A 17055-nucleotide genomic window follows, 5' to 3' on the forward strand; every position below is an offset into this window, starting at 1 on the left:
TACCGACCCAGGGGTTGGTGTCGTGGCCGGTGTAGCGGTACATCTGGCCCAGGGAGTTGACGCCCCAGACGTGGGTCCTGGACCCGACGGAGATTGAAGTGAGACCACCGGAGACGTTCTTCCAGTCAGCCATTTTCCTGTCCCCTTACCTCGAACCTTGCGAGGGGAATCCTGCTGCCGGGAAGGACCGGTGAAACGGCCCGGTGTGCCGGCCGGCCTGGGAACCGATCCGAAAAGTCGCCGTTTGGTTTCCTGTGCTCCTCGCAACGCTGGGCCCGTGGTCCGTAGGTCTCACCGCGAGTAGGCCGGATCGTCCGTAACCCACAAGGGGAGGGGAGGGGGCGCGCCCGGAGCGAGACCTGAACCCCGCGCGTGCCCGCGGGTGTTGTCCACCCCTGGACGGTCCCGTGGGGGGGAGCGGTGCCGGGGTGGCCGGTCCTGACGGTTCCGTGGATCCCGGCCGGGCGCGGCGACACGGCGCGGGGACCGGCGCGGCGATGGTGTCCGGCGTGGGAGCGTGGGTGCGGGACCGGAGCGCCGCCGCCCCGGAGGCCGTCGGCGGACCGGCACGGGGCGCAGCGAGGAGGTACCGGGTGGCCGACGTACGCCGGATCGAGCCGCTGACGGCGGGCGAACCCGCGCCGGAGCGTGTCTGGTACACGTCCTACGGCTCCAACACGCACCTGGGCCGGCTCGCCTGCTACATCGGGGGTGGCAGACCGCCCGGGGCCGGCCGGGTGTATCCGGGGTGCCGGGACCGGCGCCCGCCCGCCCGGTCCGTGCCCGTGGAGCTCCCGGGTGCCCTCTACTTCGCGACCCGGTCGCCGGTCTGGGGCGGCGGACGGGCCTTCTACGACCCCGGGTGCGGAGGACGGGTGTACGCCCGCGCCCACCTCGTCACGGCCTCGCAGTTCGCGGACATCGCCGTCCAGGAGATGTACGGGGAACCGGGTGAGGACCTGGACCTCGGCGAGGTCCTGGAATCGGGCGTGGCCAGGCTGGGAAGCGGCCGTTACGAGACCCTGGTCTGCCCGGGGCGGCTGGACGGGCTGCCCGTCCTGACCTTCACCGCCCCGTGGAGGGCGGACGAGGTGGAACCGGTACCGCCGTCGCCCGCCTATCTGCGCCTGATCGCCTCCGGCCTGGTGGACGCGGGCGCCTGGGACGCGGCCGAGGTGGCCGCCTACCTGGCGTCGGCGCGCGGCGTCGGCGGCCGGTGGTCCCGGCAGGCGGTCCGGGAACTGCTCGGGACCTGACCGGGGGGACGGGAAGCGGTGCGGACGCCACCGTGGCCCGCTCCCGTGCGCTCATTCGCCCCGGGTGACCCGCGGGGCGTCCGGGGCCACGTCGGGAGCGGGCGCCCGCGCGGTGTGCACCTCCGGCGACGCACCGCGGCGGGTACCGATGGCCGGGGCGAGGAAGACCGCCGCGGCCACGAACGCCAGCACGACGATCATGGCGGAGCGCAGCCCGTAGTGGTCGCCGAGGAAGCCGAGGCCGGGGGGCCCGACGAGGAAGGCGATGTAACCGATCATCGCGACCAGGCTGACGCGGGCCGCCGGGTCGGGGCCCGAGTCGCCCGCCGCGGACAGCGCGACGGGAAAGCCGAGCGAGGCCCCGAGGCCCCAGAACAGCACGGCGGCGCCCGCGAGTACGGGGGAGTCGGCGAAGATCACGAGCGTGAGTCCGAGGGCCGCGGACAGTGCGCTGGCGCGGACGACGGGAGCCCGGCCGAAGCGGTCGATGAAGAAGCCCCCGCCGAAACGGCCGATCGTCATGGCGGCGGCGAAGCCCGCGTACACGGCCGATCCCAGCGCCGGGTCCACGCCGTGGCCGTCGACCATGAGCAGCGGAAGCCAGTCGTTGGCCGCGCCCTCCGCCAGGGCCATGGCGAGGATGATCCCGCCGATCAGCAGCAGCCGCCCGTCCTTCCAGACCGCGGCCCGGGGCGCCGCCGAGCCGCCGTCCGCCGGGCTGAGCCCCTTGGTCCTGCCGACCGACGCGGGGATGGCGCGGAAGGCGTGGAGGAACATCCCGGCGGCGATGACGGCTATCGCGCCCAGGTGCCACTGCACCGGGAACTCGATGGCGGTGAACAGGATGCCGACCGCGGCCCCCACGACCGTGCCGAGGCTGAAGAAGCCGTGCAGCGTGGGCAGTACCGTCCGGCCGAGGATCTGTTCGACCTCGGCGCCGTCGATGTTGACCGCGACCTCACTGCCGCCCATCCCGGCGCCGAAGAGGAACAGCCCGGCCGTGACGGTGGGCGCGGAGGAGAGCAGGGCCCCGCAGCCGATCACCACCATGCTGATGATCACCAGCACCGTCCCCACACCCATGACCGGCCGGGTGCCGAACCGTGCCACCAGGGCCCCTGAGCTCAGGATGCCGAGCATGGAGCCGACCGACAGGCCGAACAGGACGAGCCCCATCTGGGCGGTGGAGGCGCCCAGTTGGTCCCTGATGTCAGGCGTCCGTGTCACCCAGGACGAGATCGACAAGCCGGGCAGGAGGAAGAAGAGGAACAACGCCGTTCGGCGGCGACGGGTGGCCAGGTCCATCAGGCACGTCTTTCAGGAGGATGCGGCGGGGTGGACTCCACCCCGGGCTCGATATGTACGAACGTACACTCTCGATCAGGGCAGAGGAAGTGTGTTCCGCGGGGCCGTGGAGGCACGGAACGCCAGGTCCCGGCCCGATGCGGGAGATCCGCCACGGGCCGGCCGTGCCCCCCGTGGTGGCGGCCCGTGGACGCCTGCGGCCCGGCCCGTCGCCCGGCCCGGCCGCCCGCTGCGCACCGGCCTCGGCGAGGTGCGCGTACGGTCGTACGTCCGCTGCCCGCCGGCCTGTGCGTCCCACCCGGGCGCCGCTGCCCGCCGGCCCCGGGTGGAGCACGCGTACAGCGCCCGACGCGAGCTACCCGCCGGCCCCCAGGTGGGACACGCGTGCGGCCCTGCGCCCGCCGGCTGCCGCACTCCGCCCGCCGGCCCCCCAGGTGGGACACGCGTGCGGCCCTGCGCCCGCTGGCCGCCTCACTCCGCCCGCCGCCCGTCGGCCTTCGGGCGAGGTGCCGCGTACGGGTTGCGCCCGCTGCCCGGGGGCCGCTGCCCACCGGCCCCCGGGCGGAGTGTCCGAACGGTGAGGCGGGCGCCGTCGTTCCGGTAGTGTGACCCCTCCCGAGACCGGGACCGACCCAGGAGGTGAGACCCATTACCGCTTCAGCAGGCTGGGCGCTCGCCCCTCGCCGTCGTCCGGCCCGTCGGGCCTGAGCGACCGCGGAGCGCCCATCGGTCACCCCGAAAGGCTCCGCACCGTGCAGGAATTCGCCCCACCGCTCACCTTCGCCACGCTCGTCACCAGGCTCCGTGCCGCCGGCTGTGTCTTCGCCGAGGACGAGGCCGGACTCCTCCTCTCCACGGCGGCCGACCCCGCCGGACTCGCGGCCATGCTGGAACGCCGCGTCGCCGGCCTGCCGCTGGAACACGTGCTCGGCTGGGCCGAGTTCTGCGGGCTGCGGATCGACGCGGACCCCGGGGTCTTCGTGCCCCGGCGGCGTACGGAGTTCCTCGTCCGGCAGGCCGTGGCGCTCGCGCCCGAGAGGGCCGTCGTGGTCGACCTCTGCTGCGGTACCGGGGCGCTCGGCCGCGCCCTCGCGTCGTCGCTGCCCGGAGTGGAACTGCACGCCACCGACGTGGAACCCGCCGCCGTGCGCTGTGCCCGGCGCAATGTGGGCGGGCTCGGCACGGTCTACGAGGGCGACCTCTTCGCACCCCTGCCCGGCGTGCTGCGCGGGCGGGTGGACGTCCTGCTGGCCAACGTCCCGTACGTACCGACCGAGGACGTCGGGCTCCTGCCCGCCGAGGCGCGCATCCACGAGCCGCGCGTCGCGCTCGACGGGGGCGACGACGGGCTCGACGTGATGCGGCGCGTCGTCGCGGAGGCACCCCGGTGGCTGGCCCCGGGCGGCAGCCTGCTGGTCGAGACGAGCGAACGGCAGGCGGCGCGGGCCGAGGAGACGGTGGGGAGCAGCGGGCTGGTCGCACGGGTCGTCGTCTCCGACGAGCTGTACGCCACCGTCGTCGTCGGGACCAGACCCCGGTGACCGGGGCCGGGGGAGCGCGGCCGCGGACGCCGCCCGGCCGAAGGCCCGCCGCGAGGACGCGGACCGGCGGACCGCCGCTCGGGCGAAGGGCCGGCGCGTCCGCCGTCACGGGGCCCGCCCCGGCACCGGATCCGCCGGCGCGGGGCTAGGCTCGAAGGGCGGATATGTGGGATCGGCGGGCAGGAGACACGGGATGACGACGGTGCCGGGACGCAGGAGCAGTACGTTCACCCGACTGCTCCGGCACGGCTTCACCGATCCGTCGGCCGCCGAACGGCTGCTGGATCTGCCCGAGCTCTCCTCCGTACGGGCGGACCCCGTGCTGTTCGAAGCCCTCGGGGCGACGGCCGACCCCGACCTGGCCCTGAACGGCCTCGTGCGGCTCGTGGAGGCCGAGGAGGCCGGCGAACGGCAGATCCTGCTGGACACGCTCGTCACCGCCAAACCGCTGCGGGACCGGCTCCTGGGCGCCCTCGGCGCCTCCGAGGCACTCGGGGACCACCTGGCGCGGCATCCACGGGACTGGCAGGTGCTGGTCACCTACGAGGCCACCGATCTGCACCCCGGGGTCCCCGAGTTCGAGACCATGCTCAGCGACGCCGTCGACCCCGACTCGCTGCGCGTCGCCTACCGCAGGTCCCTGCTGTCGATAGCGGCACGGGACGTGTGCGGGACGACGGACGTCGCCGAGGTCGCCGCCGAGCTCGCCGACCTCGCGACGGCCACCCTGCGGGCGGCGCTCGCCATCGCCCGCGCCGACGCGCCCTCCGACGCCGCCCAGTGCCGGATCGCCGTCATCGCCATGGGCAAGTGCGGCGGACACGAACTGAACTACGTGTCCGACGTGGACGTGATCTTCGTCGGCGAGCCGATCGACGGCGCGGAGGAGAGCGGCGCCATGCAGGCCGCCACCCGGCTGGTCGCCCACATGATGCGGATCTGCTCGGACACCACCGTCGAGGGCACGATCTGGCCCGTGGACGCCAACCTGCGCCCCGAGGGCCGCAACGGGCCACTGGTACGGACCCTGTCCTCGCACCTCGCCTACTACCAGCGCTGGGCCAAGACCTGGGAGTTCCAGGCACTGCTCAAGGCCCGGCCCGTCGCCGGCGACCCCGAACTGGGCGCGGAGTACGTCGAGGCCCTGTCGCCGCTGGTGTGGCACGCCGCCGACCGGGAGAACTTCGTCGGCGACGTGCAGAAGATGCGCCGCCGCGTCGTCGACAACATCCCCGTCGACCGTGTCGACCGGGAGCTCAAGCTCGGCCCCGGCGGGCTCCGCGACGTCGAGTTCGCCGTCCAGCTGCTCCAGCTCGTCCACGGCCGCAGCGACAGCACCCTGCACGTCGGCTCCACCCTGGAGGCCCTGCGGGCCCTCGCCGACGGCGGGTACGTCGGGCGGGCGGACGCCGCGCAACTGGACGAGGCGTACCGCTTCCTGCGCGCCATGGAGCACCGCATCCAGCTCTACCGGCTGCGCCGCACCCATCTGGTCCCCGAGGACGAGGCCGACCTGCGCAGGCTCGGCCGTTCCCTCGGGCTGCGCACGGACCCCGTCGCCGAGCTCAACAGGGCGTGGCGGCGGCACGCCTCCGTCGTGCGGCGGCTGCACGAGAAGCTGTTCTACCGGCCGCTCCTGGACGCCGTCGCCCAGCTCGCGCCCGGCGAGAGCAGGCTCAGCGCCAAGGCCGCCGGAGTCCGTCTGGAGGCCCTCGGCTACGCCGATCCCGCCGCGGCGCTGCGGCACCTGGAGGCCCTGTCGTCGGGCGTCTCCCGCAAGGCCGCGATCCAGCGCACCCTGCTGCCGGTGCTGCTCGGCTGGTTCGCGGACTCCGCCGATCCGGACGCCGGGCTCCTCGGCTTCCGGCAGGTGTCGGACGCGCTCGGCAAGACCCCGTGGTATCTGCGGCTCCTGCGGGACGAGGGCGCCGCGGCCGAGAACCTCGCCCGGGTCCTGTCCGCCGGCCGGCTCGCCCCCGACCTGCTGATGCGCGCCCCGGAGGCCGTCGCCATCCTCGGCGACCCCGAAGGGCTGAAGCCGCGCAGCCGCGGCCACCTGGAGCAGGAGGTGCTCGCCGCGGTCGGCCGGGCCCCGGGGGCCGAGGCGGCCGTCGCGGTGGCACGCGGGGTGCGGCGGCGAGAACTGTTCCGCACGACCGCGGCCGACATCATCGGGTCCTACGGCACCGAGGACAACCCCGCCGAGACGGATCCCGGAGCCCTGGTCGACCGGGTCGGCTCCGCGGTCACCGACCTGAACGCCGCCACGCTCTCCGGGGCGCTGCGCGCCGCCGTCCGCGAACGGTGGGGCAACACCCTGCCGACCCGGTTCGCCGTCATCGGCATGGGCCGCTTCGGCGGTCACGAGCTGGGATACGGCTCGGACGCGGACGTCCTGTTCGTCCACGAGCCCCGCGAAGGGGTCGGCGACGAGGAGGCGGCCCGCGCCGCCAACGCCGTCGTCACGGAGATGCGCAGACTGCTGGAGCTGCCCACCGCGGACCCGCCGCTGCTCATCGACGCCGACCTGCGGCCGGAGGGCAAGACCGGGCCCATGGCGCGGACCCTGAAGTCCTACGGTGCGTACTACCGGCGCTGGTCGCTCGTCTGGGAGAGCCAGGCGCTGCTGCGCGCCGAGCCGATGGCCGGCGACGAGGAGCTGGGCCGCGCCTTCGTCGAGCTCATCGACCCGCTGCGCTACCCGACGGAGGGGCTGGGGGAGGAGGCGGTCCGGGAGATCCGGCGGCTCAAGGCGCGCATGGAGTCCGAGCGCATGCCGCGCGGCGCCGACCCGACGCTCCACACCAAGCTGGGCCGGGGCGGGCTGAGCGACGTCGAGTGGACCGTGCAGCTGATGCAGATGCAGCACGCGTGGCAGGAACCCGGGCTGCGGACCACCCGGACGAGGCAGGCGCTGGCGGCGGCGTGCGCGGCGGGACTGATCCCGGCCGAGGAGGCACAGACGCTGGACGAGGCGTGGGTGCTGGCCTCCCGGGTGCGCAACGCGGTGATGCTGGTGCGGGGACGGCCCGGCGACACGTTCCCCTCGAACCCGCGTGAGCTGACGGCGGTCGGCCGGTACCTCGGCTACGAGCCCGGGCACGTGGGCGACATGCTGGACGACTACCGGCGGATCACCAGGCGGGCACGGGCCGTGGTGGAGGAGAGGTTCTACGGCGCCGCCGGATGAGGGTCCCGCCCCTGCTCCCGGGGCGGGAATGGGGACGGGGCGCGGGCGGGGCGGTGTGCCGTGGTCCTCAGCCGCCCGGTGGCGGGCCCTGCGCGCCGGATCCGGACGCGCCCGCCGGTGACGCCTCGGGCCGGGGCCGTGGCTCCGGTGCCCGGGCGGGTGGTCTGCGCACGGCGCGCAGACGGCCCGGGCGGCGGCGCTCCAGCTGTTTCGGGAGGCGGTGCGGCAGCGCCCCGTACCAGGCGTAGGAGACCGCGATGCCGAACGCGAGGCAGGCCATCCCGCCCACCGCGTCCAGCCAGAAGTGGTTCGCCGTCGCCACGATCACGACCAGGGTGGCCACGGGGTACAGCGCGCCCAGGATCCGCGCCCAGGGCGCCTTGGCCAGCGCGCAGACCGTCAGACCGCACCACAGGGACCAGCCGATGTGCATGGACGGCATGGCCGCGTACTGGTTCGACATGTGCTTGAAGTTGCCCGAGGCCATCGAGCCCCACGTCTCGTGCAGCATCACCGTGTCCACGAAGCCCCCGCCGTGCATCAGGCGGGGCGGGGCGAGCGGGAAGACGTAGTAGCCGAGCAGGGCCACCGCCGTGGTGGCGAAGAGGGCCAGGCGGGCGGCCCCGTAGCGGCCCGGATGCCTGCGGAACAGCCAGACGAGCACGCTGATGGTCACGATGAAGTGCAGCGTCGCGTAGTAGTAGTTCATCGACACGATCAGCCATGTCACCGAATTGACCGCGTGGTTGACCGCCCGCTCGAAACCGAGCCCCAGGGTCTGCTCGAAGGACCAGACCCGGTCGGCGTTCAGCAGGGCCGCGGCCTTCTGCTCGGGAACGGCGTTGCGCACCAGCGAGTAGAGCCAGTAACTGACCGCGATGAGCAGGATCTCGAACCACAGACGCGGGCGGCGCGGGGACCGCAGCGAGCTGAGGGAGAGGCGGTCGCGCACACGTGCCGGGGTGATCGCCCTCGTGGAACCGGACACCGTCCCTCCGTCCGCGACGGGTGCCGGGGTGGCCGCCGTGCGGTCTTCCTGTGTGGTCACGTGCGATTCACCCATAGGCGCAGAGTCTGCCAGATACGTCCCCGTCTGCCCGATGATCCTCCGGTCGGGTCCCGGTCGCACATCCAGCACGTCACCGACGTGTTCGGGCCGCCGGGGAGGGGCCCGAGGCCGTTGAACCTCGTACGACCAGCTCGGGCATGAAGACGAACTCGCTGTGCGGGGCGGGGGTGCCGCCGATCTCCTCCAGCAGCGTGCGCACGGCGGCCTGGCCCATCGCCGTGACCGGCTGCCGGATCGTGGTCAGCGGCGGATCGGTGAACGCTATGAGGGGCGAGTCGTCGTACCCGACCACCGAGAGGTCGCGGGGGACCTCCAGCGAGAGCCTGCGGGCCGCGCGGATGGCGCCGAGCGCCATCATGTCGCTCGCGCACACCACCGCGGTGCAGCCGCGCTCCATCAGCGCCGAGGCGGCCGCCTGGCCGCCCTCCAGCGTGTACAGGGAGTGCTGGACCAGTTCCTCCACCGCGTCGGCGGTCAGACCCAGATGCTCCCGCATCGTGGCGTGGAACCCCTCGATCTTGCGGAGCACCGGCACGAAGCGCTTGGGCCCGACCGCCAGCCCGATGCGCTGATGGCCGAGAGCCACCAGGTGCGTCACCGCGAGCCGCATCGCCGCCCGGTCGTCGGGGGAGATGAAGGGGGCCTGCACCTTGGGGGAGAAGCCGTTGACCAGCACGAACGGCACGCCCTGGGCGCGCAGTTGCTCGTAGCGCTGCATGTCGGCGGAGGTGTCGGCGTGCAGTCCGGAGACGAAGATGATGCCCGAGACCCCGCGGTCCACGAGCATCTCGGTGAGCTCGTCCTCGGTGGAGCCGCCCGGCGTCTGGGTCGCCAGGACCGGCGTGTAGCCCTGCCTGGTGAGCGCCTGGCCGATGACCTGGGCCAGCGCGGGGAAGATCGGGTTCTCCAGCTCGGGCGTGATCAGGCCGACGAGACCGGCGCTGCGCCGGCGCAGCCGCACGGGGCGTTCGTAGCCGAGGACGTCGAGCGCCGCGAGGACGGATTCACGGGTGGCCGCCGCTACACCGGGCTTGCCGTTCAGGACTCGGCTGACCGTCGCTTCGCTGACCCCCGCCTGAGTTGCGATATCGGCAAGCCGTGCGGTCATGGCAATGGACTGTACCGGGCGCGTGTCGGATTGCCCACCATGCGCGGGATTCGGGCAGTCCGCCCCCGTGACCGACGGCCCACGGCCTTCGCCCGGCAACATCTTGCAAGGACTTGCGGACGCCGCGGGACGGGTGCGGTCGGATCGTCCTACCGCCGCCGGAGCGGGCCTGGCCAGGCATGGGCAGGGTGAAAGGGCTTCCGTCAAGAGGCTTGACGGCAACCTTGCGGACACGCCAATGTAACGATCAGCAGCGCTTGCAGAAATCTTCCGCAAAGTCTTTCGGTCGTCTTTCATCCTTGTTACGTTCACGTCGACCCGGCGCCGCGACGGAGCGGTACGGCAGTTGAAGGAGTTCAGATGCGACGTGGCATAACGGCCACCGCCCTGGTCGCGACCCTGGCGCTCGCGGCGACCGCCTGCGGAGGCGACGACGAGTCCGGCGGCGGCAAGAGCTCGGGCGAGCTCTCCGGCACGGTGACGTGGTGGGACACCTCGAACGTCGGCAGCGAGGACAAGGTCTTCAAGAAGATCGCCGAGGGCTTCGAGAAGGAGCACCCGAAGGTCGACGTGAAGTACGTCAACGTCCCCTTCGGTGACGCGCAGAACAAGTTCAAGAACGCGGCCCAGGCCGGTTCCGGCGCCCCCGACGTCATCCGCTCCGAGGTCGCCTGGACCCCCGAGTTCGCCGACCTCGGCTACCTCGCCCCGCTGGACGGCACCGCGGCGCTCAAGAACCAGGACGACTTCCTCAAGCAGGCCGCCGCCTCGACCAAGTACAAGGGCAAGACGTACGCGGTCCCGCAGGTCATCGACTCCATGGGCATCTTCTACAACAAGAAGATGTTCGCGGACGCGGGCGTCGAGCCGCCGGCGAAGATCGCCGACCTGAAGACCGTCGCCGAGAAGATCAAGAAGAAGACCGGCAAGACCGGTCTCTACCTGCGCGGCGACGACTCCTACTACTTCCTCTCCTTCCTCTACGGCGAGGGCGGTGACCTGGTCGACGCCGAGGCGAAGACCGTCACCGTGGACAACGCCGCGGGCGTCAAGGCGTTCGGTGTCGTGAAGGACCTCGTCGACTCCGGGACGGCGAAGACCGACGCCACGGACGGCTGGGAGAACATGATGCAGTCGTTCAAGAACGGCGACGTCGCGATGATGATCAACGGCCCCTGGGCCGTGGCCGACACGCTGACCGGCAAGGAGTTCACCGACAAGGCGAACCTCGGCATCTCCACCGTGCCGGCCGGTTCCGCCGGTCAGGGCGCCCCGCAGGGCGGCCACAACCTCGCTGTCTACGCGGGCTCCAAGAACCTCGACGCCTCCTACGCGTTCGTCGAGTACATGACCTCGGTCCAGTCCCAGGCGCAGACCGCCGGTGAGCTGAACCTGCTGCCGACCCGCACCTCCGCGTACTCCAAGAAGGAGGCCGTGGACAGCGAGATCGTGCAGTTCTTCAAGCCCGTCGTCGAGACCGCGGTCGAGCGCCCCTGGATCCCGGAGACCGGCAGCCTCTTCGCCCCGCTGAACGTCGAGTACACCAAGGTCCTCACCGGCCAGACCACGCCGGAGAAGGCCGCCAAGGCGACCGGCGACTCCTACCGCAAGCTCCTCAAGGGCTGGAAGTAACCCAGGAAGGCAGGCCGGCTGATGGCTGTCCACACCAGCCAGTCGGTGGCGAAGGCCGCGGGCGACGACGTCGCCCGCGGCCGGAGCCGCGGTACTGGTAAATCCGCTCCGCCGAGCAGGCTCCGGCGCGCCCTGTCGGTCCACTGGTACGCCTGGACCATGGTCGCCCCGGTCGTGCTCGTGATCGGCGTGATCATCGGCTATCCGCTGGTCCGCGGCATCTGGCTGTCGTTGACCGACGCCAACGAGCGCAACGTCGCCCGGTCCATCGGCGTCAACGAGATGCCCGCCACCTACGAGTTCGTGGGCCTGGACAACTACGCCGACGCCCTGACCGGCAACCAGTTCCTCGGGACGCTGGGCTGGACACTGGTGTGGACGGTCTCCTGTGTGAGCATCACCTTCTGCCTGGGCATGGCCCTCGCCAACATCCTCAACCGCAGGATCGCCGGCCGCTCCGCCTACCGCATGGCGCTGATCCTGCCCTGGGCCATCCCCGGCTTCGTGTCGGTCTTCGCCTGGCGCTTCCTCTACAACGAGAACAACGGCCTGCTGAACAAGATCCTCGGCGGCGCCGGGATCGACGGCATACCCTGGCTGAACGACCCCGCCTGGGCGAAGTTCTCCGTCATCGCCGTCAACGTCTGGCTCGGCGTGCCCTTCATGATGGTCGCCCTGCTCGGCGGGCTGCAGTCGATTCCCTCGGAGCAGTACGAGGCCGCCGAGATGGACGGCGCCACCGCCTGGCAGCGCTTCCGGCACGTCACGCTCCCCGGGCTGCGCCCGGTGTCGACCACGGTGGTCCTGCTCTCCACCATCTGGACCTTCAACATGTTCCCGGTGATCTTCCTGCTGACCCGCGGCGGACCCGGTGAGGCCACCCAGATCCTGGTCACCCAGGCGTACAAATTCTCCTTCGAGATCAGCCCGCGCGACTTCGCGCAGTCCTCCACCTGGGGCGTGCTGATCCTCGTACTCCTGATGCTCTTCGCCATGGTGTACCGGCGAGTGCTCCGCACGCAGGGAGACAACTGGTGACCACCGTTACCGCACCCCCCGCCCGCAAGGTCCGCCGGCGCGGCGACCGCTCGCCGGCCGCCTCCCTGGCCCTGCACCTCACCCTGATCGTCACCTCGGTGATCGCGGTCTTCCCGGTGCTGTGGGTCCTGCTGACCTCGCTGAAGCCCGCGAAGTACGCGTCGACCACGGACTTCTTCAAAGAGACGACGTTCGAGAACTACACGAACCTGATCAAGGACACCGAGTTCCTGAGCTGGTTCGGCAACTCCGTGATCGTCGCGGGGCTCTCCACCGTCATCGGCGTCTTCGTCTCCGCCACCACCGGCTACGCCGTCAGCCGCTTCCGCTTCCCCGGCAAGCGCGGACTGATGTGGACCCTGCTCGTCACCCAGATGTTCCCGGTGGCCGTCCTCATCGTGCCCATCTACAACATCATGTCGACCATGGGCCTGCTCAACCGGCCGGCCGGGCTCGTCATCACCTACCTCACCATCTCGGTGCCCTTCTGCGCCTGGATGATGAAGGGCTTCTTCGACACGATCCCGCGCGAGATCGACGAGTCGGGACAGGTCGACGGCCTCACCCCGTTCGGCACGTTCTGGCGGCTCGTCCTGCCGCTCGCCAAGCCCGGCCTCGCCGTCACCGCCTTCTACTCCTTCATCACCGCCTGGGGCGAAGTGGCCTACGCCTCCGCCTTCATGGTCGGTGACGAGAACCTCACGCTGGCCGGCGGACTCCAGAAGTTCGTCAACCAGTACGGGGCCCAGTGGGGCCCGATGACCGCGGCGTCCGTACTCATCGCGATCCCCGCCGCCCTGGTCTTCCTGTTCGCGCAGAAGCACCTGGTCACCGGCATGTCCGCCGGAGCCGTCAAGGGCTGACGCACCCAGTCCCCGCACGACCGCACGCACACGTCACGGCGGCGCCGGATCCCCGACCAGGTACCGGCGCCGCTCCCCACCCAGACACCCCAGGGACGACATGACCCAGCACCTCGCTGCCCCCTCCACCGGCACGTCCGACGACACCCCGGGCCACCGCACAGGCTGGTGGCAGGACGCGGTGATCTACCAGGTCTATCCACGGAGCTTCGCCGACGGCAACGGCGACGGCATGGGCGACCTCGCGGGCGTCACCGCGCGGCTCCCCTACCTCCGGGACCTCGGCGTCGACGCCGTCTGGCTCAGCCCCTTCTACGCCTCCCCGCAGGCCGACGCGGGCTACGACGTCGCCGACTACCGGGCGATCGACCCGATGTTCGGCACGCTCCTGGACGCCGACGCGCTGATCCGTGAGGCCCACGACCTGGGCCTGCGCATCATCGTGGACCTGGTGCCCAACCACTCCTCCGACCGGCACGAGTGGTTCAAGCGCGCCCTCGCCGAGGGCCCCGGCTCCGCCCTGCGCGACCGCTACCACTTCCGCGCCGGCAAGGGCGCCGACGGCGAACTCCCGCCCAACGACTGGGAGTCCATCTTCGGAGGCCCGGCCTGGACCCGGAGCACCGACCCGGACGGCACCCCGGGCGACTGGTACCTGCACCTCTTCGCACCCGAGCAGCCCGACTTCAACTGGGAGCACCCGGCCGTCGCCGACGAGTTCCGGTCCATCCTGCGCTTCTGGCTCGACATGGGTGTCGACGGCTTCCGCGTGGACGTCGCCCACGGCCTCGTCAAGGCGGAGGGCCTGCCGGACCTCGGCACGCACGACCAGCTGAAGCTGCTGGGCAGCGCGGACGACGGCCTGCCGTTCTTCGACCAGGACGGCGTGCACGCGATCTACCGCAGCTGGCGCACCATCCTCGACGAGTACCCCGGCGAGCGCATCGCGGTCGCCGAGGCGTGGACCCCCACCGTCGAGCGCACCGCCAACTACGTGCGCCCCGACGAGATGCACCAGGCCTTCAACTTCCAGTACCTGTCGACCGCCTGGGACGCCGCGGAGCTGCGCGCGGTCATCGACTCCTCGCTCGACGCGATGCGTCCGGTGGGCGCTCCCACCACCTGGGTGCTCTCCAACCACGACGTCACCCGGCACACCACCCGCTTCGCCAACCCGCCGGGCCTGGGCACCCAGATCCGCACCCCCGGCGACCCCGTGCTCGGCCTGCGCAGGGCCCGCGCGGCCACCCTGCTGATGCTGGCCCTGCCCGGCTCCGCCTACGTCTACCAGGGCGAGGAGCTGGGCCTGCCGGACGTCACCGACCTCCCCGACGAGGCCCGCCAGGACCCGTCGTACTTCCGCGCCGACGGCCAGGACGGCTTCCGCGACGGATGCCGCGTGCCGATCCCGTGGACCCGCGAGGGCAGTTCGTACGGCTTCGGCAGCGGCGGCAGCTGGCTGCCGCAGCCCGACAGCTGGGGCGCGCTCTCCGTCGAGGCGCAGACCGGCACGGAGGGCTCCACCCTGGAGCTGTACCGCGCCGCCATCGCCGCCCGCCGCGAACACCCGGGCCTCGGCGGCGGAACGGACGTCGAGTGGCTCGACGCGCCCGACGGCGTTCTCGTCCTCGGCCGCCCCGGTTTCGTCTGCACCGTCAACACGACCGGCGCCCCGGTCCGGATCGCCGCCCCGGGCACCCTGCTGCTCGCCAGCGGCCCGGTCGCCGCCGACGGCGACACGTTCGAGCTGCCCGCGGACACCACGGTGTGGTGGACGGTGTGACCGTCCCCGCACCCAGGACCGGACCGGCGCTGCGGCTCTCCGACATCGCCGGTCAGGCCACGGTCAGCGAGGCCACCGTCAGCCGGGTGCTGAACGGGAAGCCGGGCGTCGCGGACACCACGCGCCAGCGGGTGCTCGCGGCGCTCGACATCCTCGGCTACGAACGCCCCGTACGGCTGCGGCAGCGCAGCGCGGGACTGATCGGACTGGTGACACCCGAACTCGTCAACCCGATCTTCCCGGCGTTCGCCCAGTCCGTGGAGCAGGTGCTCGCCGGGCACGGCTACACGCCCGTGCTCTGCACGCAGCTGCCCGGGGGAGCCACCGAGGACGAGCTCGTCGAACAGCTCGTGGAGCGCGGCGTGGGCGGCATCGTGTTCCTGTCCGGGCTGCACGCCGACACCTCGGCCGACCCGGCGCGCTACGCGGCGCTCACCGAACGCGGTGTGCCGTTCGTCCTGATCAACGGCTACAACGAACGCATCAGCGCCCCGTTCGTATCCCCCGACGACCAGGCCGCGGTGCGGATGGCCGTCGGCCATCTCGCCGAGCTCGGGCACCGGCGGATCGGCCTGGCGATCGGGCCGCAGCGCTACGTACCCTCCCGGCGCAAGCGTGACGGCTTCGTCGAGGCGGCCGTATCGCTGCTGGACATGGACCAGGAGCAGGCCGAACGCCTCGTCTGCTCGACGCTGTTCAGCGTCGAGGGCGGCCAGGTCGCGGCCGGGGCCCTGCTCGACGCGGGCTGCACCGGCATCGTCTGCGGCAGCGACCTGATGGCGCTCGGCGTGGTCCGGGCAGCCCGGGGGAGGGGCTTCGACGTCCCCCGGGACGTCTCCGTCGTCGGCTTCGACGACTCCCAGCTCATCGCCTTCACCGACCCGCCCCTGACCACGGTCCGCCAGCCGGTGCAGGCGATGGCCGCGGCGGCGGTGGGCGCACTGCTGGAGGAGATCGCGGGAAGTCCCGTGCAGCGCACGGAGTACGTGTTCCAGCCGGAGCTGGTGGTGCGGGGGTCCACGGCGGCGGCACGGGGCGCCTGAGCGTCGCGGGAACAGGAGACGAGGGGCCGGGTCCGGAGGGGGGATCCGGCCCCTCGTCTCTCCGGGCCCGCGTCACCCCGGCGGGTCGGGCGACCGCCGGGGCCCGGACGTCGGCGACGGACCGCCCCGGCGCCCCCGGCGTGCGGTAGGTTGCCCGCCATGACCGGACTCGGACCCGTTGCCTGGCCACCTGCTCCGATACGGACCGCACGCCTCGTGCTCCGTGAGTCCGAGGCCCGGGACCGGGCGGCGTTCATCGAGCTGTTCGCGTCGCCGGAGGTGCACGCCTACCTCGGCGGCCCCCGGCCGCGCGCCGAGCTGGAGCGCGCGGTGCCCGAGGTGCCCGGCCGGCGCCCCGGCCTCTTCGTGGCCGATCTCGACGGGTCGATGGTCGGCATGGTCTCCCTCGACCGGCGCGACGCGGAACGCCCGGGGCACCTCGGCCCGGGCGCCGGGGAGGCCGAACTCGGTTACACCTTCCTGCCGGAGGCCTGGGGGCACGGATACGCCGCCGAGGCGTGCGAGGCGGCCCTCGCCTGGTTCGCCGACGCGCTGCCCGGCGAACCGGTGGTGCTCTGCACCCGGACCGCCAACGACCGCTCGATGCGCCTCGCGGCGAAGCTGGGGTTCGCGGAGGTGGAGCGGTTCGAGGAGTACGGCGCGGAACAGTGGTTCGGCACCAGGCCCCCGGCCACGCCGGGCGGTCGGGACGCGGCGGGGCCGTCCGTCCGGATCAGGCCGGGCACGCCCGGCCCGGCGGACGAACCTCAGGCGTGCGGGACGACCACGACCTGTACGTCGTCCTCGTAGACGACCCTGCCCGGATCGACGGAACTCAGCGTCAGGCACTCCACGCCGTGAGCGGCCAGGATCTCCAGATAGCCGGGGACCCGTGCGAGGAGATGCGTGGCGGAGGGCTTGAACCAGGCCGCTGCGCCGGGGTTGACCTCCTCGTCGTAGACGGCGGGATCGACGGTCGAAGGATCGGTGTACGCGGCGTCGTACCAGCTGTTGTTGGTGCGGCGGAAGGACTCCTGTTCGTCGGAGAGCCTGCCTTCCCGCGCCAGCCCGTTCACGAGCCCGAAGACCCCGGTGAAGTGGCCTCGCCCGTTCGCGTGCGGTGACTGGAACCGCACGTACGGGACCGCTTCGCTCTCACTGTCCGACAGGGGCATCGGGCTGCCGTCCTTCCATGTATCCGAGGGCCGGCGCCCGCAGGCGCGGGCG

General features: G+C 72.3%; 13 protein-coding genes and 1 pseudogene. 9 read left to right on the top strand and 5 right to left on the bottom strand.

The window, feature by feature from the left end; translation table 11 throughout:
* Positions 1-133, bottom strand: a 133-nt coding sequence (locus ACFVS9_RS26585) for a tectonin domain-containing protein (RefSeq protein WP_389936148.1), incomplete at its 3' end; no start/stop codon positions are given.
* A gap of 460 nt (positions 134-593) precedes the next feature.
* Between ACFVS9_RS26585 and ACFVS9_RS26590 the strand changes: the two genes are divergently transcribed.
* Positions 594-1256: a histone deacetylase gene (locus ACFVS9_RS26590; RefSeq protein ID WP_389936095.1), complete on the top strand. Its 663-nt coding sequence runs from the start codon at positions 594-596 to the stop codon at positions 1254-1256.
* Between the two features lie 51 nt (positions 1257-1307).
* On the opposite strand, the gene ACFVS9_RS26595 is transcribed toward ACFVS9_RS26590, so the two are convergent.
* Entirely contained in the window at positions 1308-2561 is a 1254-nt protein-coding gene (locus ACFVS9_RS26595) for an MFS transporter (protein WP_389936098.1), read from the bottom strand.
* Between the two features lie 752 nt (positions 2562-3313).
* On the opposite strand from ACFVS9_RS26595, the gene ACFVS9_RS26600 reads away from it, so the two are divergent.
* Complete coding sequence (locus ACFVS9_RS26600; RefSeq protein ID WP_389936101.1) at positions 3314-4102, top strand: putative protein N(5)-glutamine methyltransferase; 789 nt, start codon at positions 3314-3316, stop codon at positions 4100-4102.
* Between the two features lie 193 nt (positions 4103-4295).
* Complete coding sequence (locus ACFVS9_RS26605; protein ID WP_383118744.1) at positions 4296-7292, top strand: bifunctional [glutamine synthetase] adenylyltransferase/[glutamine synthetase]-adenylyl-L-tyrosine phosphorylase; 2997 nt, start codon at positions 4296-4298, stop codon at positions 7290-7292.
* A gap of 67 nt (positions 7293-7359) precedes the next feature.
* On the opposite strand, the gene ACFVS9_RS26610 is transcribed toward ACFVS9_RS26605, so the two are convergent.
* Together ACFVS9_RS26610 and ACFVS9_RS26615 are read right to left on the bottom strand one after the other, a co-directional pair.
* Positions 7360-8355: a phosphatase PAP2 family protein gene (locus ACFVS9_RS26610; RefSeq protein WP_389936104.1), complete on the bottom strand. Its 996-nt coding sequence runs from the start codon at positions 8353-8355 to the stop codon at positions 7360-7362.
* A gap of 76 nt (positions 8356-8431) precedes the next feature.
* Positions 8432-9469 (bottom strand): LacI family DNA-binding transcriptional regulator, encoded by a 1038-nt coding sequence (locus ACFVS9_RS26615; RefSeq protein WP_389936107.1) that lies wholly within the window; start codon positions 9467-9469, stop codon positions 8432-8434.
* Positions 9470-9829: 360 nt separating this feature from the next.
* On the opposite strand from ACFVS9_RS26615, the gene ACFVS9_RS26620 reads away from it, so the two are divergent.
* The 6 genes and pseudogenes from ACFVS9_RS26620 to ACFVS9_RS26645 all read left to right on the top strand — a co-directional run.
* Positions 9830-11101, top strand: a complete 1272-nt coding sequence (locus tag ACFVS9_RS26620; protein WP_389936110.1) for an extracellular solute-binding protein — start codon at positions 9830-9832, stop codon at positions 11099-11101.
* A gap of 21 nt (positions 11102-11122) precedes the next feature.
* Positions 11123-12139, top strand: a complete 1017-nt coding sequence (locus ACFVS9_RS26625; RefSeq protein ID WP_389936113.1) for a carbohydrate ABC transporter permease — start codon at positions 11123-11125, stop codon at positions 12137-12139.
* A complete protein-coding gene (locus tag ACFVS9_RS26630) occupies positions 12133-13002 on the top strand; it encodes a sugar ABC transporter permease (protein WP_383118830.1) in 870 nt (289 codons plus the stop codon). The genes ACFVS9_RS26625 and ACFVS9_RS26630 overlap by 7 nt, the downstream gene beginning before the upstream one ends.
* 100 nt (positions 13003-13102) lie before the next feature.
* On the top strand, positions 13103-14785 hold the full coding sequence (locus tag ACFVS9_RS26635) for a glycoside hydrolase family 13 protein (RefSeq protein WP_389936116.1): 1683 nt from the start codon (positions 13103-13105) through the stop codon (positions 14783-14785).
* Entirely contained in the window at positions 14770-15828 is a 1059-nt protein-coding gene (locus tag ACFVS9_RS26640) for a LacI family DNA-binding transcriptional regulator (protein ID WP_383118826.1), read from the top strand. The genes ACFVS9_RS26635 and ACFVS9_RS26640 overlap by 16 nt, the downstream gene beginning before the upstream one ends.
* A gap of 159 nt (positions 15829-15987) precedes the next feature.
* Positions 15988-16533: pseudogene (locus tag ACFVS9_RS26645) on the top strand (GNAT family N-acetyltransferase); the annotation flags it as partial.
* A 62-nt stretch (positions 16534-16595) separates the two neighbouring features.
* Here the strand turns inward: ACFVS9_RS26645 and ACFVS9_RS26650 are convergent.
* Positions 16596-17003: a hypothetical protein gene (locus tag ACFVS9_RS26650; RefSeq protein ID WP_389936119.1), complete on the bottom strand. Its 408-nt coding sequence runs from the start codon at positions 17001-17003 to the stop codon at positions 16596-16598.
* Positions 17004-17055 lie beyond the last annotated feature (52 nt).

This window comes from Streptomyces sp. NPDC058008 (assembly GCF_042886395.1).
In the GTDB taxonomy this organism is placed as follows: Bacteria; Actinomycetota; Actinomycetes; order Streptomycetales; family Streptomycetaceae; genus Streptomyces.